Genomic DNA, 18329 nt, shown 5'->3' with positions numbered 1-18329 from the left:
AGCCCCTCCCGCAAGCGGGAGGGGAGTTAGACGAAGCTAGAGCTTGCTCGTGAAGTCCGCGTAGGCCGCTTCGTCCATCAAACTTTCCAGCTCATCCGCATCGGCCAGCGTCAGCTTGAAGAACCAGCCTTCGCCCTCGGGATCCTCGTTCACGAGCGCCGGATTGTCGGTGAGCGAAGCATTGCCCTCGATCACCGTGCCCGAGACCGGGGCATAGACGTCCGACGCGGCCTTCACGCTCTCCACCACGGCGGCGTCGTCACCTTTGGCGAAGCTCTTTCCCTCGTCGGGCGTCTCGACGAACACGATGTCGCCGAGCTGGCTCTGGGCATATTCGGTGATCCCGACCGTCGCGGTCTCGCCGTCGACGTCGACCCATTCATGATCTTCGGTGAAATAACGGCTCATGGCTCAGCCCTTTCTGACGTAGCGATGGGGAACGAAGGGCATCGGGACGACCTCCGCGTGATGGACCTTGCCGCGCTGGGCAAGCGTGATGCGGGCGCCGGGTTGCGCCAGCGCGACCGGCACATAGGCCATCGCGATCGGCTTCTGGACGGTCGGCGCGAAGCCGCCGCTGGTGACCTTGCCGACTTCGCTGCCGCCCGCATCGACCACCGCCGCGCCTTCGCGGACCGGCTGGCGGCCCTCGACGATCAGACCGACGCGCTTGACGATCGCACCCTGCTCGCGCTCGATCATGACGCGTTCGTGGCCGGGGAAGCCGCCTTCCTCGCGGCGGCGCTTCTTGATCGCGAAGCCAAGCCCCGCGGCGATCGGCGTCGTCTCTTCGTCCAGGTCGTGGCCGTAGAGCGGGAGGTCGGCCTCGAGCCGCAGCGAATCGCGCGCGCCAAGCCCGATCGGCTTCACTTCCGGCTGCGCGGTGAGGGCGTCAGCCAGCGCCTCGGCGGCCTCCGACGGCACCGAAATCTCGAACCCATCCTCGCCGGTATAGCCCGAGCGGCTGATCCAGAGCCGGTCGCCCTTATGATCGAACCAGTCGCCCTGCATGAAGCCGAGTGCCGAGACGCCCGGCACGATGCGCTCCAGCGCGATCACCGCCTCGGGGCCCTGCAACGCGAGCAGCGCCTGCTCGTCGAGATGATTGAGGGTGATCTCGTCCGCCAGATGCTCGCGAAAATGGGCGATATCGTCCCACTTGGTCGCGCCGTTGACGACGATGTAGACTTCGCCGCCCGCCCGGCGGGTAAGCATCAGATCGTCAAGGATGCCGCCATTCTCGGCGAGCAAAAGCGAATAGACGGGGTGGTTGAGCTTCGCCGCCTGGAGGTCGGCCGGGAGCAATGCCTCGAGCGCAGCCTCCACGCCTTCGCCCGTAAAGACCAGCTGCCCCATATGGCTGACGTCGAACAGCCCGGCATGCTCGCGTGTCCAGAGATGCTCGGCCATGATGCCCTCATATTGGACGGGCATCTCATAGCCCGCGAAGGCCACCATCCGCCCGCCGCGGGCGCGGTGCCAACCATCCAGCGGAAGCGTCAGGATTTCGGGCGCGTCGTCGCCGCCATCGGCGTCGCCCGAATATTCGGTGCCGCGCGCCTGGGTGAATTGGTCGGTGGGGCCGTTATGGACGTCTCGGCTCATCGGGGGCACTCCGCGGCAAAAGGGATCGATGCACGTCAACGCACCACGATGCGTGTCCGTCCATCACCCCCTCTGTCACGGGACCTGAGAGCTTTCGTCCGCGAACGGACTTACCCCTTCGGTGGCCACCCTTTCGAGCGGCGCTTTCCAGAGTGTCGTCGGCCCGCGCGGTCCTCGGTGCCTGAGAGATTCCGGGGCGGTTGCTCCTTCGGCGGAAACGGCGAACCGCTTCACTCTCCCGCGCGTGCCTATGCCGGTTGCCCGGCATCGACGGACACAGCCTTGGCCGCGCCGCCGAAGCGAGTCAATCGACCTTAGCGCGTCGCGTTATACTTCAGCTGGTCTTCGGTCAGCTGGAAGCCGACCAGCGCCTCGAAGCTGGCCGAGAGTACCGCCGCGCGGATCGCCGGATCGGCCAGCGGATCCATCGCCGCGGCTTCCTGGCCGGCCTTGCGCTTCTCGGTCAGGCGGCGGCGGACCTCTTCCGGCAGGGTGGCTGCCGAGCGATCCACCGTCGCACTTGCCTGACCCGTGGTCTGGGCGCGAAGCTGGCCCTCCTCGAAACGCACCGTCACGCGGCCGAGCCGCTTCGAGGTGACCGACGATCCCCCGCGCACCACGGTGATGAAGTAAGGCAGCGAGACGTCGCGCGCGGGCCCGGCCGTGGTGCGGCGCGCGAGCACGTCGAACGTGACGTTGGTCGCGATCTGATCGGTAGCGTCGTTGCAGGTCGACTGGACGTTGGTGAGCACCGCGACCACATCGATCGCGCTCGCCTCGCGGCTCGCGGGCGGATTGAAGGTCGTGATGTCGCCGGTGCCGGCCGGCACGCCGACGCGCGGGCAGGCCGAGCGCACCGCAGTGATGCCGCCTTCCGAAATCTCGCCGGTGCGGGAGCAGCCGCCGACTGCCAGCAGGATCAGAGCGGGGACGGCGATCTTGGCGAGGGACACGGGGAACACCTTTCAACAGAATAACGGGCCGCCGCTAAGGGCAGCCCGGAAACGCCGCGCACCATAGGAACCGCCTTTCGCGCACGCAAGCAATCGCGTAGAGCGCGGCTGTCATGATCGAGACCCTGAAGCCCCCACTCAATCTGCTCATCGCCGCCCCGCGCGGCTTTTGCGCCGGAGTCGATCGCGCGATCCGCATCGTCGAGCTGGCGATCGAGAAATATGGCGCGCCGGTCTATGTGCGGCATGAGATCGTTCACAACAAATATGTCGTCGATACGCTGAAGGCGCAGGGCGCGATCTTCGTCGACGAGCTGGACCAGGTGCCCGATGGGGTGCCCGTGGTCTTCTCGGCGCACGGCGTGCCCAAGGCTGTGCCGGCGAAGGCGGCCGAACGTGGCCTCTCTTATCTCGACGCGACCTGCCCTTTGGTCTCCAAGGTCCACCGCCAGGCCGAGCGGCTCGTCGCCGCAGGACGGCACATCCTGTTCATCGGACATGCCGGCCATCCCGAGGTGATCGGCACCTTCGGCCAGGTCCCGCCGGGCGCGATGACGCTCATCGAGACGGTGGAGGATGCGCAGACCGCGATCGTCGCCGATCCCGAAAATCTTGCCTTCCTCACCCAGACCACGCTCTCGGTGGACGATACCGCCGCAGTGCTCGCGATCCTCAAGGCGCGCTTCCCCTCGATCCTCGCGCCCGGCCCCGACGATATCTGCTACGCGACCTCGAACCGCCAGGCCGCGGTCAAGGCGATCGCCCAGTCGTGCGATTTCGTGCTGGTGATCGGATCGCCCAAATCGTCCAATTCGATGCGGCTGGTCGAAGTGGCGATGCGCAACGATACCTGCGCGACGCTGATCCAGCGCGCCGAGGATATCGACTTCGCCTGGTTCGAGGGGGTCCGTACCGTGGGGATCACTGCGGGGGCATCGGCGCCCGAACTTCTGGTGCGCGAAGTGGTCGATCGGCTGGCGACCCGCTTCACCGTGACCGAGCAGGAAGTCGAGACCGTCGCCGAGAATATCGTCTTCAAGCTGCCGCGCGGGCTGGAAGCGGCTTGAGCCGACACATGTTCAACAGCCGTCACCCCCGCGAAAGCGGGGGCCCATCTCCTGCAGATGCCATCCGCACAACGGCGGTTGCATGCCCGGCGCGTCTGGGAGATGGGTCCCCGCTTTCGCGGGGATGACGAGAGGGGCGGATGGCGGTCTACACACAGGTTTCGGCGGAGGCGCTGTCGCAATTCCTGGCGGGCTTCGACGTCGGCGAACTCGTGTCCGCCAAGGGGATCGCCGAGGGCGTCGAGAACAGCAATTATCTGGTCGACACCACCCAGGGCCGCTTCATCCTGACGCTCTACGAGAAGCGCGTGGCTGCGGACGACCTTCCCTATTTCATGGCGCTGCTCGATCATCTCGACGCCAAGGGCCTGCCGGTGCCGCCCGCAATCAAGGATCGTGGCGGTCGCGAGATCCATGAGCTGGAGGGCCGCCCGGCCTGCCTGATCAAGTTCCTGCCCGGTGTCTCGGTCTCGCACCCCACGTCTGCCCAGGCGCGTGCCGCCGGCACGGCGCTTGGGGCGATGCACGCGGCGGTCGACGACTTCGCGCCGACGCGCCCCAACTCGATGGGTGTGGACACCTGGCATCCGCTGTTCGAGCGGTGCGGGCGCGATCTCGATCGCATCCTGCCGGGGCTGCACGACGATCTCGGCTTCGCGATCGACGAGCAGCGCTCGACCTGGGATCCGCATCTGCCGATCGGGACGATCCACGCCGATCTCTTCCCCGATAATGTCCTGATGCGCGGCGACGGGGTCTCTGGGCTGATCGACTTCTATTTCGCCTGCACCGACGTCCGTGCCTTCGATCTGGCGATCATGCACAGCGCATGGGCGTTCGACGCGACGGGATCGCACTATGACGACGATGTCGGCCGGGCGCTGATCGCAGGCTATCAGGAGGTCGTCGAGCTCAGCCCGGCCGAACGCGCCGCCTTCGCCGGTCTGGCCCAGGGCGCCTGCATCCGCTTCCTGCTCTCGCGCGCCTGGGACTGGCTCAACACCCCCGCCGACGCGCTGGTCACCCGCAAGGACCCGCTCGCTTACTGGCGCCGCTATCTGGCCTATCAGGCAATGGACCGATTCCCCGCATGACCGAACTCCCCCATGTCGAGATCGCCACCGACGGCGCGTGCAAGGGCAATCCCGGGCGCGGCGGTTGGGGCGTGTTGCTGCGGATGGGTGGGGTCGAGAAGGAATTGTCGGGCGGCGAGGCGCATACCACCAACAATCGCATGGAGCTGATGGCGGCGATCCAGGGGCTCAACGCGCTCAAGCGGCCGTGCCGCGTCACGCTATCGACCGACAGCCGCTACGTGATGGACGGGCTCACCAAGTGGATCCACGGCTGGCTCAAAAATGGCTGGCGCACGTCGGACAAGAAGCCGGTCAAGAATGCCGAGCTGTGGCAGGAATTGCTCGCCGCCTCGAAGCCGCACCGGGTCGAATGGGTATGGGTCAAGGGCCATGCCGGCCATCCCGACAACGAGCGCGCCGACAAGCTTGCCAGCGACGCCGCGGTCAGCCAGCGCTGACGGCGTCCCTCACGAAGAAGCGGTCGACGACATCCTTGGCCAGCCGCGCCGGGCGCAGCGTCTCGGCATCGAGGCAGCACCAGCTCGACTTGACCTCGGCCAGCACTTCGCCGCCGCGTTTGATCACGGTTTCGTAGAAGGCGCGGGTGCCATGGACCTTCTCGAGCAGCACGGTGGCCACTACGTCGTCGTCGAGGAAAGCCGGCCGGCGATAGGTGATCTCATGCTTCAACGCGACCCACAGATGCTTCGCGACCACCTCGACCGGCGCCAGATGCTGCCAATGGCTGATCACCGCCGCCTGCACCCATTTAAGGTAGCTGGCATTGTTGACGTGGCCCATGAAGTCGATGTCCTCGCGTGCGACATCGACCTGAAAATCATAAGGAAGCGCAGAACCTTGCATGCCCGCACCATAGGCTTTCCGCGGCGGATTCGCGACAATAATCGCGGTGCGCGGCCGGACGCGGCCGCCGTAGCGTAAAGGCCGGGCCCGTCTCGAAAATCGACAGGTTGGAGGAGCTTCGCGCCGCGGACTTCGTTGCCTGTCCAGAAGGAGAACGACGATGGCCTATGATCCCGAGAGCGAGACGCCCGCCTCCGAAACGCAGGAAAGCGAGCTCGAGCAGGCGCAGGAAGATGCTGCCAAGGAGCGCGAGGAAGAGGGTGGCTACCAATAGCCTTACTCAGCCGAAGCGGCGCGGCGCGTAGCGATCGGGGTCGATCCTCGCGACCGCCGAGTCGGGCGATGCCCCGAGCAGCAAGGCTGCGGCGAGACGGGCGGCGGCGGGTGCGGTCTGGATGCCGAAACCGCCCTGCCCGGCGCACCAGAAAAATCCCTCAACGCGCGAATCGAAGCCATAGACGGGCAGCCGATCCGGCGCGAAGCTGCGCAGCCCCGCCCATCGATGCTCGAGCGCTGCCACCCGCCACTCGACCACCTGCTCGAACCTATCGATCGCGATCGCGACATCCATTTCCTCGGGCGCCGTGTCGCAGGGTTCGCAGCGGCTCTCGTCATGGGGGCTGAGCCATAGCCGCCCGCCCGCTTCGGGCTTGAAATAGAAGCTTCCCGCCAGATCGCCCACCAGCGGCAGCTTTGCCGGCGGCGCGGGATCGGTTCGCAGCTGGACCATCGTCCGGCGATAGGGCTGGATGCCGAGCGGTGCGGCGCCCGCCAGCACCGCCACCGGATCGGCCCAGGCGCCCGCTGCGTTTACCAGTATCCGCGCCGCGAAGGTCCCCGCCAGCGTCTCGACCGTCCATGTTCCGTCGGAGCGGTGCGCAGCGTGCAGCGCGGCGGAAAGCGCGAGATCGGCCCCGCCCCGCTTGGCGGCCGCCAGATAGGACGCGTGCAGCCCGCCCACGTCGATATAGGTGCAGCTCGGCTCATGGATCCCCCAGCTCCACTGCGGCCGCAGCCCCGGGATGGTCTCGCGCGGATCGACCGCGCGCAGCTCCACCCCGCTCCCCGCAAATTCGGCCAGGAAGGCGTCCGCAGAGGCGCGCTGATCGTCGCGGCCGATATGCAGCGATCCCATCGGCTCGAGGAAGCCGCCTGCCTCCAGCAGCGGTCCGGAAGCGGTCGTCAGCGGCTGGACGTCCGGCCCACCATAGGTTTCGGACCAGAAAGCGGCCGAGCGCCCGGTGCTATGATAGCCCGGCCGATCCTCGGTCTCGAGGATCAGCACGCTCGCATGGGGTGCGATCTCGGCCGCCAGACTGGCGCCCGCGATCCCCGCCCCGACGATCGCGACGTCGTATCGCCTCAAGACCGCTGGGCCCGTGCCGCAAGGAATAAGTCGATCTCGCCGAGCGCCCGATCACGCACCGAATCGACCTCGCGCAGGATCTCATGTGCGCTCTCGGCGCCGAAGGTCACGATTCGCGCGTCGGGAAGGCTGGGCGCGAGCTTCAGCGCCGCGGCGCCATCGATCAGCCCGTCTTTCTTGGCGACCAGCATCAGCAGCGGCACGGCCATCCGCTTCAGCCTCGGATTCACCGCAAGCTCGCGCATCGACCTGAACCCCTCGATCACCCAGCGCCAGCTCGGCGGGCCGGTCAGGATCTCGGGACCGTGCGTCTGCCACCAGATCTCGTCGGCATAGCGATCGGCATCATGGGTCAGCAGCGAGGCGCGGGTCTCGGTCGTATAAGGCTTCTCATTGCCCTTCCAGGCGGGGCGCGACGAATCGCCCATGCCGCCCAGCAGGCGCGCCGCGCGCTCGGCAAAGGGGCCGAACAGTCCCTTCCTGAAGCCGAGCATCGGCGCGACCAGCACCGCAGCGTCGGGCCGGATCGCCCCCTCGACCATCGCGCGCAGCACCAGATGCCCGCCCATCGAATGGCCCATCACGACATGCGGCCCCGGCGTCCCTGCGATCCATTCGCCGTGAAATGCGCGCAGATCGCGAACATAATCGTCGAAAGTCTCGATATGCCCGCAGTTGCGCGCCTCGGTCAGCCGGCCCGATCCGCCCTGCCCGCGCCAATCGAACGAAGTGATCGTCCAGCCGCGCGCGTGCCAATGCGCGAAACTCTCCAGATACTTCTCGAAAATATCGCCGCGCCCGCCCTGGAAAAGGATGCTCCCGCGCACCTCTTTTGTCTCCGCAGGCCAGGTAAATGCGCGCAATTCCCAGCCATCCGGGGCGGTCCAGCGGTGGATTTCGGCGCCCGCGGGAAGGGCGCGGCGGTCGATAGGGGAATCTGCCATCCCGCGTGGTTACGTTTTGATAAGCCGTACCGTCTAGGGATTTGCCTGATGGGGGACGTGTTTTCATCTTTTCTGCTCGTGGCGCTGGGGCTCCTGCTCGTCTCGGCGGGGATTCAGGATGCACGGTCCCGCGAGATCGCCAACTGGAAGAATATCGCCATCGCATTGCTCGCGCCGCTCTGGTGGTGGTCGAACGGGCTGCAACTATGGCCCGACGTCGCGCTCCAGCTCGGCGTCGCTTCGCTGGTCTTCGCCTTTTTCGCCGGTGCCTTCGCGCTGGGGCAGATGGGTGGGGGCGACGTCAAGCTGATCGGCGCGCTGGCGCTATGGCTGCCGGTGCAGCCGCTGATCTGGATGCTGCTGCTGATGTCGCTGCTCGGCGGAGCGCTCACCGTGCTGATGCTCGGCGAGCGCTGGATTCGGCGCCAAAAGGGCGCGGCGCTTGAGATACCTTATGGGGTCGCGATCGCAATCGCCGCCCTAATTGTTCTTCGCGAACCGATTTTTAACCAATTCACGTGAAGTATTAACGGCGACGCAACCACGTCGGCCGTGATTTTTTAGAAGGCTTGGATAGCGAAATGGATGCACGCAAGCTCATATTGCTCGTCGGTGCGCTGCTGATTGCAGGCGTCACTGCGTTCATGGCGCGCAACATGCTGGTGGGCGCCCCTGCGCCCACGGCAGGCGCCGCCGCCGTTCCGCAGGACACCACCGAAGTGCTGGTCGCCACGCGCGCGCTGCCGGTGGGCACGATCATCGATCCGCTCGCGCTCAAGTTCGTGGCTTGGCCCAAGGAACTGATCGAGGGCGCTTATTATCTGCGCAGCGCAGGCGATCCGGCAAAGCTCGCGGGCACCGTGGTGCGCTATCCGATCCCCGCCGGTCAGCCGATCACCCAGGGCGCGCTGGTCAAGCCCGGCGATCGCGGCTTCCTGGCCGCAGCGCTGGGCGCCGGCATGCGCGCCGTCACCGTACCCGTTTCGGCACAGAGCGCTGTCGCGGGCTTTGTCTTTCCCGGCGATCGCATCGATCTCGTCCTGACCCAGTCGGTCACCGGTGGCGGCGATGGTCCGCCGCTCAAGGCGTCGGAGACGATCCTGCGCAATCTGCGCGTGCTCGCCACGGACCAGAAAACCGACAAGCAGGTTGACGAGAAGGGCAACACCGTCGTCGGCACCTATTCCACCGTCACCGTCGAGGCGACGCCCAAGATCGCCGAAAAGATCGCCGTCGCGCAGACCGTGGGCCAGCTCTCGCTGTCGCTCCGCTCGATCGCCGACAATCAGGGCGAACTCGAGGAAGCCATTGCCAACGGCGACGTCAACGTCCCGACAGATGGCGATCCGAAAAAGGAACGCGCGATGCTCGCCCGCGCCGCAGCGCGTCCGCTCGAAGGCGCAGGCGGTTTCGCAACCGGCGCCGACGTGTCGCGCTTCCAGCGCAGTTCGGTCCCGGGCAAGGCTGCGGAGACCAGCGCGGGAATGGCGCCGCCTCCGGGCATGACCGTCGCACCGCCTCCCGGATTCCCGGGCGGAGCAGTGCCCGTGAAGAAGGGCCCGGTGGTCAACGTCGCTCGTGGCGCGGCCGTCGAGGAAGTCGAGATTGGGGGAAAGAAGTAACATGCGCGCCAAGACTCTCTTGCGCCGGGCCGTCGCCACGACTGCGATGATCGCCCTCGTCACGCCCGGCATCGCCGCGGCGAGCGGCGCCCAATCCCGCAACCAGGGCCGGACCAAGGCCCGCGTGGCTCAGCTGCCCGTGGGCACCCAGCGCCCGACCCGCGAGGTTCTCCTCTCGGTCGGCCAGGGCGAGCTCATCACGCTGCCGGCCAACGTCGCCAGCGTCTGGACGTCCAATCCCGCCGTGGCGGACGTCTACGTCTCCAATCCGCGCCAGATCCATTTGTTCGGCAAGGATTTCGGCGAGGCGACGATCTTCGCGACCACCGCCACCGGCGAGGTCGTCTATTCGACCAACGTCCGAGTGAGCCAGAACATCAACTCGATCGACCGCATGCTCAAGCTGGCGATGCCGGATGCCGCGATCCAGGTGACCACGGTCGGCCAGATCGCGGTGCTGACCGGCACGGTGCAGTCGCCCGATGACAGCGAGCAGGCACAGCGGCTGGTGACCGCGATCCTCAATCCGGGGGTCAACGTCTCGGATCCTGCCGCCCAGCTCAAGATCGGCATCGTCAATCGCCTCAAGACCGCGACGCCGCTGCAGGTCAATCTGCAGGTGCGTTTTGCCGAAGTGAGCCGCAGCTTCGTCAAGGAGGTGGGCGTAAACGTGCTCACCCGCGATCAGACCAGCGGCTTCCAGTTCGGCGTCTCGTCGGGCACGCGGTCGGCGACGCAGATGCCTACGATCGGCACCCCCGACCTATCGACGCTGCCGGTGCTCGACGCGTCGTCGCGTTTCGGCTTCCCGGCGGGCACGATCAGCCTGCCCTTCGATCCGCGCCGCGGCGATTTCGTTTATCCCGGCACCGGCTCGACCTACAATATCCCCAAGGGCGACAAGTTCAGCACGATCGGACTTGCCGGCAAGCTTCTCGGCCTGGACGTGCTCGGCGCGCTCGATCTGGGCGAGCGCATCGGCCAGGTCACCACCCTCACCAATCCGAACCTCACTGCGCTTTCGGGCGAGACCAGCACCTTCCTCGCGGGTGGCGAAATCCCGATCCTGGTGAGCCAGGGCCTCGGCGCCGTGTCGGTCGAATATAAGCAATATGGCGTCAGCCTGGCCTACACGCCTACCGTGCTTTCGGATGGCCGCATCTCGCTTCGCGTGAAGCCTGAAGTGTCGTCGCTCACCGCGGCGGGCTCGGTCAATCTCGGCGGCAACCAGATTCCCGCGCTGACCACGCGGCGCGCAGAGACCACGGTCGAGCTTGGCTCGGGCGAGAGCATGGTCATCGCCGGCTTGATGTCCAACAGCCACGACAATTCGATCAGCAAGACCCCGGGCCTGGGCGACGTTCCGATCCTCGGCGCGCTGTTCCGCTCGAACGGCTTCCAGCGCAGCGAGACCGAGCTGGTCATCGTGATCACGCCCTATCTGGTGAAGCCGGTCAACGCGAACCAGATCGTGCTGCCGACCGACGGCTATCGCGCTCCGAACGATCTCGAGCGAATCCTGGGCGGTCAGCTGAGCACCGGCACCACCGGCGGCGATCGTCCCAAGCCGATGATGGCGCCTCCCGCCAATGCCGTGCCCGCAGTGGGCGCCTTGGCTCCGGCTCCGGCAGCGCCTGCACCCGGTCGCTCCATGCAGGAGCAGCCCAAGGCCGTTCCCGCCAAATCTTCCAAGCCCCGGAAGGGCGGCTCCGCAGCCCCCGGCTTCGGTTTTTGAGACCCTCTGAGGAGATCGCAATGTTCTCGCGCTTCACTCCCCTCCTCCTCGCTCCGGCGCTGCTGCTCAGCGCCTGCGGGACCTATAATGGCGGCGTCGACTCGGTGTATCAGCCGGTGGTCGAACGGAACGACTATGTCTTCGACGTCGCGACAGCCGGCTCTGGCCTGGCGCCGGGCGAATCGAAGCGGCTGGGCGACTGGCTGGGCGCGATGGGGCTTCGCTACGGCGATCGGCTAGCGATCGACGATGGCGGCACCGGCGCGGCCGGCGGCGGCGTCCGCGACGAGATTGCCGCGCATGCCGACGGTTATGGGATGATGCTCTCCGGCCAGGTACCGATCACGGTCGGCCAGATCGCGCCCGGCACGGTACGCGTGATCGTCACTCGAATGACCGCGAGCGTCGCCGGATGCCCGGACTATTCGCGCGTCTATCAGCCCGATTTCTCGTCCAGCTCGAGCTCCAATCTCGGCTGCGCGACCAACAGCAATCTCGCCGCGATGGTGGCCGATCCGGGCGACCTCGTCCGCGGCGAACCCGGCTCGGTTACCGCCGATCCCAATTCGGGCGGAAAGGCGATCAACGCCTATCGCGGCGCCAAGCCGAGCGGCAGCGGCGGCACAGTGGTCAAGGCAGATGCACCTGGAGGCAGCCGGTGAACGCACCTTTCAATCCCTCGCGCACCGCGCATCGCGAGCCCTTCGTAGCGTATGTCTGCGACGAGACGACCGCGGAGGCGCTGCGTCCGATCGCGGTCGAGCTCGGCTGGTCGCCTGAAAAGGTCAACAAGGGCGGGCTGCGCAACGCGGTCCAGAGCCTGTCGGTGTCGGCGAGCCCGAACATTTTGTTCGTCGACCTGTCCGAATCGGGCGATCCGCTCAACGACATCAACGCGCTCGCCGAAGTGTGCGAGCCGGGCACGATCGTGATCGCCTCGGGCCAGGTCAACGATGTGCGCCTCTATCGCGATCTGGTCGCGAGCGGGATCCACGATTATCTGCTCAAGCCGCTCAATCCCGATGCGCTGCGCGATACGTTCACCCAGGCCCAATCGGCACTCAACGCCCCCAAGCTTGCCGAAGCGTCGAGCGATCGACCGCATTGCGCGGTGGCGGTCATCGGCACGCGCGGCGGCTGCGGCGCTTCGACGATCGCGACGTCGCTCGCCTGGCTTCTGAGCGACAAGCATGTGCGCTCGACCGCATTGCTCGATCTCGACGTGCATTTCGGCACCGGCGCGCTGGCGCTCGACCTGGAGCCCGGGCGCGGCCTGACCGATGCGATCGAGAATCCGAGCCGGATCGACGGGCTGTTCATCGAACGCGCGATGGTGAAGGCCTCGGAGCGTCTTGCCGTCCTCTCCGCCGAAGCCCCGATCAACTCGCCGGTGATGACCGACGGCGCGGCCTTCTATCAGCTTCAGGAAGAGATGCGCGGCGCCTTCGAATGCACCGTCGTCGATCTGCCGCGGGGCATGCTGGTCAATCATCCGCATCTGATCACCGACGTCCAGGTCGCGGTGCTCGTCACCGAGTTCACCCTGGCGGCGGCGCGCGACGCGATCCGTATCCTCAGCTGGTTCAAGTCGAATGCGCCGCAGACCCAGGTGATCGTGGTCGCCAACAAAGTGCATCCGCAGGCGCTGCTCGAGATCAGCCGCAAGGATTTCGAGGGATCGATCGAGCGCAAGGTCGATCTGATCGTGCCCTTCGAACAGAAGATCGCGGCGCAAGCGGCCAAGCTCGGCAAGCCGCTTTCCGAGGCGGGCAAGAATGCCAAGGCCCTGTCCCCGATCGGTGACCTGGCGGCCCGGATCACCGCGATCACCGATTCGGGTGAACGCGACGATAAAGCAGCGATGGCCAAGGCAGCGAAGGGCGGCACGGGCACGTCGCTGCTCGGCAAGCTGCGCGCGCATATGCCGTCGAAGACGAAGAAGTAACCAATCCGCGCTTAAGGTGATCGGGTTCTAAAGTGGAGGCGTGCGCGGCGTGGACTTGCTGCCGGTATTGATGCTCGGTCTGGGTGCCTTCGCGGTGCTCGTGCTGATGGTATTGGCCTTCTCGGGGCCTTCGGCGACGCGCGCCGGATCGCGCCGGCTCACGGGCCTTCGCGAGCGCCACCTCGTCAGCAACAGCGGCAGCAGCGCCATGGAAGCGCAGATCCGCAAAGTCTCGACTTCGCGCCCTGGCATCGATGGCGCGGCATCGCGCTTCCTGCCCAACCCCGCCGAACTGCAAAAGCGGCTCAACATGACCGGCAAGTCGTGGACGCTCAATCAATATATGATGGTCTCGGCCGGGCTCGTGCTGCTTCCGGCCGCTTACCTGATCTACCAGGGCGCTCCGATCTGGCTTGCGCTCTTCCTCGGCCTCTTCGTCGGACTGGGCCTGCCGCACAAGGTAGTCAGCTTCATGATGAAGCGCCGGATCCACAAATTCACCGTGAAATTCCCCGACGCGATAGAGCTTCTGGTTCGCGGCCTGCGTTCGGGTCTGCCGATCACCGAGACCATGAGCGTTGTCGGCTCCGAGGTCGACGGGCCGGTGGGCGAGGAATTTCGCTCGGTATCCGACAAGATGAAGATCGGCCGCACGCTAGACGCTGCGCTCCAGGAGACCGCGGACCGGCTCGGCACTCCCGAGTTCCAGTTCTTCGTGATCACGATCGCGATCCAGCGCGAGACCGGCGGCAATCTGGCGGAGACGCTCGCCAATCTTGCCGACGTGCTGCGCAAGCGCAGCCAGATGAAGCTCAAGATCAAGGCAATGTCGTCGGAATCCAAGGCGTCGGCGCTGATCGTCGGCGCACTGCCCTTCATCGTCTTCGGAATGGTCTGGTTCATCAACAACGGATACATGCTCAACTTCTTCAAGGACGAGCGGCTGATGGTGGCGGGCGCCGGCGGTCTGATCTGGATGGCGCTGGGCGCCTGGATCATGGCCAAGATGGTCAATTTCGAGATCTGATGCGATGACACCCGCAGGACCAACCTTGCTCGGCTTCGACGTGATGTGGGTAGCGACCCTGCTCGCCGGCGTCGCGGCGCTTGCCGTCATGTTCGCGATCTACACCGCGACCACTGTCCACGATCCGATGGCGAAGCGCGTCAAGGCGCTGAACGATCGGCGCGAGCAGCTGAAGGCGGGCATCACGGCCTCCACCTCGAAGCGCCGCGCCAAGCTGGTCCAGAAAAGCGACACCACCGATCGCATCCGCGCCTTCCTCTCCTCGCTCAAGGTGCTGCAGGAAAGCCAGGTCAAGGCCGCGCAAACCAAGCTGCTCCAGGCGGGCATTCGCCGCAAGGAATGGGCGGTCGGCGTCATCCTCGGCCGGCTGGTGCTGCCGATCGTGATCGGCGGACCGGTGCTCTACATGGTCTATGGCACCAGCATGTTCTCCGACTGGAGCCCGCTGAAGGCCTATGGCCTTGTCGCAGCCAGCTTCATCCTGAGCTACAAGGCGCCCGATCTCTATCTGAAGAACAAGATCACCAAGCGCAGCCACGCTATCCGCAAGGGCTTGCCCGACGCGCTCGATCTGCTGGTGATTTGTGCCGAGGCGGGTCTGACCGTCGACGCCGCCTTCCACCGCGTCGCCAAGGAATTGGGCAAGGCCTATCCCGAGCTGGGCGACGAATTCGCGCTCACCGCGATCGAGCTGGGCTTCCTGACCGATCGCCGCCAGGCGTTCGAGAATCTCGCCAACCGCATCGATCTCGACGCGATCCGCGGCGTGGTCACCACCATGATCCAGACCGAGAAATACGGCACCCCGCTCGCCTCCGCCCTGCGCGTCCTCTCGGCCGAGTTCCGCAACGAGCGGATGATGCGCGCCGAGGAAAAGGCCGCACGGCTGCCGGCGATCATGACGATCCCGCTGATCCTCTTCATCCTCCCGGTGCTGTTCATCGTGATCCTGGGGCCCGCGGCCTGCTCGATCAACGACGCGTTGATGAGCTGAGCCGCGCACGGCTTAACAAGGTGGCGCCGCCGCGCATGAAGGCGTAGCTTCTTCCCATAACAGGGAGGATCGCTTGATGACCGAATTGCCATTCCATACCCCCACGCAGCTCGTGGCCCTGGCGCTGACCCTGTTCGCGGGCTGGCTATTCGGCCTCGCCAGCAGCTCGGGCGGGCGCAAGTGGCGCGAGCGCTACCAGGCCGAGGAGCTGGCGCATTCCACTGCGCGCAGCCGCGCCGAAGACGATCTGCGCGACGCCAATCAGCGGATCCGCGAGCTCGAGGCTGAAAATGGCCGGCTGGCCCGCTTGCTCGATGCCTCGACGCCCGCCGCGGTTGAGGTCGCGCCGTCGCCGGTGGTCCCCGACGAGACGCGACGCCTGTGATCCTGCCTCAACCCTCGCGCAACGCCGCCTGCGCGGCCGCGAGCCGCGCGATCGGCACGCGATAGGGCGAGGCCGAGACATAATCGAGCTTGGTCCGCTCGCAGAAATCGATGCTCGCGGGATCGCCGCCATGCTCGCCGCAAATGCCCAGCTTGATGTCGGGCCGGGTGGCGCGGCCGCGCTCGGCGGCGATCTCGATTAGCTCGCCCACCCCTTCGACGTCGAGGCTGACGAACGGATCCTTGGCGTAGATGCCCTTCTCCACATAAGTGGTGAGGAAGCGCGCGGCGTCGTCGCGGCTGACGCCCAGCGCTGTCTGGGTCAGATCGTTGGTGCCGAAGCTGAAGAATTCGCCGACTTCGGCGATCTCGGCGGCGCGCAGCGCGGCGCGGGGCAGCTCGATCATCGTGCCGACCAGATATTCGATCCGCCGGCCCTTCTCGGCGAACACCGCCTCCGCCGCCTTGTCGACCACGATCTTCATCAGCTCGAGCTCGCGCCGCGTGGCGACCAGCGGAATCATCACTTCGGGAATCGGCGCATCGCCTGATTTCTCCGCCACCTCGATCGCCGCTTCGAAGATCGCGCGCGCCTGCATCTCGTAGATTTCGGGATAGGTCACGCCCAGCCGACAGCCGCGATGGCCCAGCATGGGGTTGAATTCGTGCAGCTCGGCCGCGCGGCGCTTGAGCGTCTCGACGTCGAGCCCCGCCGCGGCCGCGACTTCGACGAACTCGGCTTCCTCATGCGGCAGGAATTCGTGGAGCGGCGGATCGAGCAGGCGGATCGTGCAGGGCAGCCCGACCATCACTTCGAAAATCTCGACGAAATCGCTGCGCTGCTCGGGGAGCAATTTCTCCAGCGCGGCGCGGCGGCCGGCTTCGTCCGAGGCGAGGATCATCTGGCGGACCGCCGTGATCCGCGACTGTTCGAAGAACATATGCTCGGTGCGGCAAAGCCCGATGCCCTCGGCGCCGAACTCGCGCGCGGTGCGGCAATCGAGCGGCGTCTCGGCATTGGCGCGGACCCTGAGGCGGCGCTTCTCGTCGGCCCATTCCATCAGCGTGCCGAAATCGCCCGACAGTTCGGGCTGGACGGTCGGCACCGCGCCGAACATCACTTCGCCGGTCGTGCCATCGATCGTGATCGTGTCGCCTTCGCGCACCTCGCGCCCGCCCACGCGGAACAGCTTTTCCTTGGCAACGATCGCCAGCGTCCCCGCGCCGGAGACGCAGGGCCGCCCCATGCCGCGCGCCACCACTGCGGCGTGGCTGGTCATCCCACCGCGCGCGGTGAGAATGCCGCGCGCCGCGTGCATGCCGTGGATGTCCTCGGGGCTGGTCTCGACCCGCACCAGGATAACGCTTTCGCCCGCCGCAGCGCGCTTCTCGGCGGTGTCGCTGTCGAACACCGCGAAGCCCGAAGCCGCGCCGGGGGATGCCGGCAGCCCCTTGGTCAGCACGTCGCGCACCGCTTGTGGATCGAGCGTCGGGTGGAGCAATTGATCGAGCGCCATCGGATCGACGCGCAGGATCGCCTCCTCGCGCGTGATCAGCCCTTCATTCGCCATGTCGACCGCAATCTTGAGCGCAGCCTTGGCGGTGCGCTTGCCGCTGCGCGTCTGGAGCATCCACAGCTTGCCGCGCTCCACCGTGAACTCGATGTCCTGCATGTCGCGATAGTGGCGTTCGAGCAGGTCGAACACGTCTGCGAGCTGGCCATAGACCTCTGGCATCGCCTCTTCCATCGACAGCGGCTTGGCCCCTGCGCGTTCCCTTGCCGCACGCGTAAGATATTGGGGCGTACGGATGCCAGCGACGACATCCTCGCCCTGGGCATTGATCAGGAACTCGCCATAATAAGCCGCCTCGCCGGTGGCGGGATCGCGGGTGAAGGCAACCCCCGTCGCCGAGGTGTCGCCCATATTGCCGAAGACCATCGCCTGGACGTTGACTGCGGTGCCCCAATCGGCGGGAATATCGTTCAAGCGGCGATAGACTTTGGCGCGCTCGGACTGCCACGATCCGAACACCGCGCCGATCGCGCCCCACAGCTGATCGTGCACGTCCTGCGGGAAGGGCTTGCCCCAAAGCTTCTCGACGATCGCCTTATATTCGGCGACCAGCGCCTGCCAGTCGGCGGCGCTCAGATCCGTATCGAGATAATAGCCACGATCTTCCTTGGCGATCTCAAGCGCTTCCTCGAAGCGGTCGTGGTCGAGCTCGAGCACAACGTCCGAATACATCTGGATGAAGCGGCGATAGCTGTCCCAGGCGAAACGCGCGTCGCCGCTGATCTCGGCGAGACCCGCGACGGTCGCGTCGTTGAGGCCGAGATTGAGGACGGTATCCATCATGCCCGGCATCGAGGCGCGTGCGCCGCTCCGCACCGAGACAAGCAAGGGATCGGCGGGATCGCCGAAACGCTTGGCGGTGATGCCCTCGATATGCGCGATGCCCGAAGCGACCTCGGCCTTCAGGCTGTCCGGAAAGGTACCGCCCTCGTCATAATAAAGCGCGCAGACCGGCGTGGAGATGGTGAAGCCCGGAGGGACGGGCAGGCCGATGCCCGCCATGCCATCCAAATTCGCGCCCTTGCCGCCGAGCAGATTCTTGTCGCCCTGGCCCCCGTCGGAAACCCCGCCGCCGAAGCGGTACACATAGCGCGTCATCGAAACTCCTTCTGACCCCAACATGCCCCCGGGGACGCATGCCGCTAGCGCAGCATCGACCGTCGCGTAACCCTG

General features: G+C 66.3%; 18 protein-coding genes and 1 riboswitch. Of the genes, 11 read left to right on the top strand and 7 right to left on the bottom strand.

What is annotated here, in order from left to right; genetic code table 11:
- Positions 1–36: 36 nt before the first annotated feature.
- The 3 genes from gcvH to OKW87_RS16415 all read right to left on the bottom strand — a co-directional run bounded on the left by gcvH (position 37) and on the right by OKW87_RS16415 (position 2558).
- Entirely contained in the window at positions 37–408 is a 372-nt protein-coding gene (gcvH, locus tag OKW87_RS16425; protein WP_265541097.1) for a glycine cleavage system protein GcvH, read from the bottom strand.
- 3 nt (positions 409–411) lie between these two features.
- A complete protein-coding gene (gene gcvT / locus OKW87_RS16420) occupies positions 412–1605 on the bottom strand; it encodes a glycine cleavage system aminomethyltransferase GcvT (protein ID WP_265541095.1) in 1194 nt (397 codons plus the stop codon).
- Positions 1606–1763: 158 nt separating this feature from the next.
- Positions 1764–1856: riboswitch (glycine riboswitch) on the bottom strand.
- Between the two features lie 63 nt (positions 1857–1919).
- Positions 1920–2558: a hypothetical protein gene (locus tag OKW87_RS16415; protein WP_265541093.1), complete on the bottom strand. Its 639-nt coding sequence runs from the start codon at positions 2556–2558 to the stop codon at positions 1920–1922.
- 113 nt (positions 2559–2671) lie between these two features.
- Between OKW87_RS16415 and ispH the strand changes: the two genes are divergently transcribed.
- From ispH to rnhA, 3 genes are all read left to right on the top strand, one after another.
- Positions 2672–3625: a 4-hydroxy-3-methylbut-2-enyl diphosphate reductase gene (gene ispH, locus OKW87_RS16410; protein WP_265541091.1), complete on the top strand. Its 954-nt coding sequence runs from the start codon at positions 2672–2674 to the stop codon at positions 3623–3625.
- 140 nt (positions 3626–3765) lie between these two features.
- Positions 3766–4719, top strand: a complete 954-nt coding sequence (thrB, locus tag OKW87_RS16405; protein ID WP_265541089.1) for a homoserine kinase — start codon at positions 3766–3768, stop codon at positions 4717–4719.
- Positions 4716–5159: a ribonuclease HI gene (gene rnhA / locus OKW87_RS16400; protein ID WP_265541087.1), complete on the top strand. Its 444-nt coding sequence runs from the start codon at positions 4716–4718 to the stop codon at positions 5157–5159. The genes thrB and rnhA overlap by 4 nt, the downstream gene beginning before the upstream one ends.
- On the opposite strand, the gene OKW87_RS16395 is transcribed toward rnhA, so the two are convergent.
- The 3 genes from OKW87_RS16395 to OKW87_RS16385 all read right to left on the bottom strand — a co-directional run bounded on the left by OKW87_RS16395 (position 5146) and on the right by OKW87_RS16385 (position 7875).
- Positions 5146–5565 (bottom strand): acyl-CoA thioesterase, encoded by a 420-nt coding sequence (locus OKW87_RS16395; protein WP_265541085.1) that lies wholly within the window; start codon positions 5563–5565, stop codon positions 5146–5148. The genes rnhA and OKW87_RS16395 overlap by 14 nt on opposite strands.
- Positions 5566–5845: 280 nt before the next feature.
- Positions 5846–6931: an NAD(P)/FAD-dependent oxidoreductase gene (locus tag OKW87_RS16390; protein WP_265541084.1), complete on the bottom strand. Its 1086-nt coding sequence runs from the start codon at positions 6929–6931 to the stop codon at positions 5846–5848.
- On the bottom strand, positions 6928–7875 hold the full coding sequence (locus tag OKW87_RS16385; RefSeq protein WP_265541082.1) for an alpha/beta fold hydrolase: 948 nt from the start codon (positions 7873–7875) through the stop codon (positions 6928–6930). The genes OKW87_RS16390 and OKW87_RS16385 overlap by 4 nt, the downstream gene beginning before the upstream one ends.
- Positions 7876–7923: 48 nt before the next feature.
- Between OKW87_RS16385 and OKW87_RS16380 the strand changes: the two genes are divergently transcribed.
- The 8 genes from OKW87_RS16380 to OKW87_RS16345 all read left to right on the top strand — a co-directional run bounded on the left by OKW87_RS16380 (position 7924) and on the right by OKW87_RS16345 (position 15583).
- Positions 7924–8397, top strand: coding sequence for an A24 family peptidase (locus tag OKW87_RS16380; RefSeq protein ID WP_265541080.1), 474 nt, complete (start codon positions 7924–7926; stop codon positions 8395–8397).
- A gap of 59 nt (positions 8398–8456) precedes the next feature.
- Positions 8457–9497 carry a Flp pilus assembly protein CpaB gene (cpaB, locus tag OKW87_RS16375; protein WP_265541078.1) on the top strand — a complete coding sequence of 347 codons (1041 nt, stop codon included), beginning with the start codon at positions 8457–8459 and terminating at the stop codon, positions 9495–9497.
- A 1-nt stretch (position 9498) separates the two neighbouring features.
- A complete protein-coding gene (locus OKW87_RS16370) occupies positions 9499–11232 on the top strand; it encodes a type II and III secretion system protein family protein (RefSeq protein ID WP_265541077.1) in 1734 nt (577 codons plus the stop codon).
- 20 nt (positions 11233–11252) lie between these two features.
- Entirely contained in the window at positions 11253–11894 is a 642-nt protein-coding gene (locus OKW87_RS16365) for a CpaD family pilus assembly lipoprotein (RefSeq protein WP_265541076.1), read from the top strand.
- The gene (locus OKW87_RS16360; protein ID WP_265541075.1) at positions 11891–13177 is read left to right on the top strand and encodes an AAA family ATPase; all 1287 of its coding nucleotides are present in this window, start codon (positions 11891–11893) and stop codon (positions 13175–13177) included. Before OKW87_RS16365 ends, OKW87_RS16360 begins: the two co-directional genes overlap by 4 nt.
- 49 nt (positions 13178–13226) lie before the next feature.
- Entirely contained in the window at positions 13227–14204 is a 978-nt protein-coding gene (locus OKW87_RS16355) for a type II secretion system F family protein (protein WP_265541074.1), read from the top strand.
- Positions 14205–14208: 4 nt separating this feature from the next.
- Positions 14209–15198: a type II secretion system F family protein gene (locus OKW87_RS16350; RefSeq protein WP_265541072.1), complete on the top strand. Its 990-nt coding sequence runs from the start codon at positions 14209–14211 to the stop codon at positions 15196–15198.
- A gap of 76 nt (positions 15199–15274) precedes the next feature.
- Positions 15275–15583, top strand: a complete 309-nt coding sequence (locus tag OKW87_RS16345) for a hypothetical protein (RefSeq protein WP_265541071.1) — start codon at positions 15275–15277, stop codon at positions 15581–15583.
- A gap of 7 nt (positions 15584–15590) precedes the next feature.
- Here OKW87_RS16345 and ppdK read toward each other — a convergent pair whose 3' ends face one another.
- Positions 15591–18254, bottom strand: a complete 2664-nt coding sequence (gene ppdK, locus OKW87_RS16340) for a pyruvate, phosphate dikinase (RefSeq protein WP_265541070.1) — start codon at positions 18252–18254, stop codon at positions 15591–15593.
- Positions 18255–18329 lie beyond the last annotated feature (75 nt).

Source organism: Sphingomonas sp. M1-B02 (genome assembly GCF_026167525.1).
Lineage (GTDB): Bacteria > Pseudomonadota > Alphaproteobacteria > Sphingomonadales > Sphingomonadaceae > Sphingomonas.
This window is presented reverse-complemented; position numbering and strand designations above follow the sequence as displayed.

Coding starts and splice junctions, on each gene's coding strand:
- gcvH (WP_265541097.1), bottom strand. CDS start 408: ATGAGCCGTTATTTCACCGAAGATCATGAATGGGTCGACGTCGACGGC.
- gcvT (WP_265541095.1), bottom strand. CDS start 1,605: ATGAGCCGAGACGTCCATAACGGCCCCACCGACCAATTCACCCAGGCG.
- ispH (WP_265541091.1), top strand. CDS start 2,672: ATGATCGAGACCCTGAAGCCCCCACTCAATCTGCTCATCGCCGCCCCG.
- thrB (WP_265541089.1), top strand. CDS start 3,766: ATGGCGGTCTACACACAGGTTTCGGCGGAGGCGCTGTCGCAATTCCTG.
- rnhA (WP_265541087.1), top strand. CDS start 4,716: ATGACCGAACTCCCCCATGTCGAGATCGCCACCGACGGCGCGTGCAAG.
- OKW87_RS16395 (WP_265541085.1), bottom strand. CDS start 5,565: ATGCAAGGTTCTGCGCTTCCTTATGATTTTCAGGTCGATGTCGCACGC.
- OKW87_RS16385 (WP_265541082.1), bottom strand. CDS start 7,875: ATGGCAGATTCCCCTATCGACCGCCGCGCCCTTCCCGCGGGCGCCGAA.
- OKW87_RS16380 (WP_265541080.1), top strand. CDS start 7,924: ATGGGGGACGTGTTTTCATCTTTTCTGCTCGTGGCGCTGGGGCTCCTG.
- cpaB (WP_265541078.1), top strand. CDS start 8,457: ATGGATGCACGCAAGCTCATATTGCTCGTCGGTGCGCTGCTGATTGCA.
- OKW87_RS16370 (WP_265541077.1), top strand. CDS start 9,499: ATGCGCGCCAAGACTCTCTTGCGCCGGGCCGTCGCCACGACTGCGATG.
- OKW87_RS16365 (WP_265541076.1), top strand. CDS start 11,253: ATGTTCTCGCGCTTCACTCCCCTCCTCCTCGCTCCGGCGCTGCTGCTC.
- OKW87_RS16350 (WP_265541072.1), top strand. CDS start 14,209: ATGACACCCGCAGGACCAACCTTGCTCGGCTTCGACGTGATGTGGGTA.
- OKW87_RS16345 (WP_265541071.1), top strand. CDS start 15,275: ATGACCGAATTGCCATTCCATACCCCCACGCAGCTCGTGGCCCTGGCG.
- ppdK (WP_265541070.1), bottom strand. CDS start 18,254: ATGACGCGCTATGTGTACCGCTTCGGCGGCGGGGTTTCCGACGGGGGC.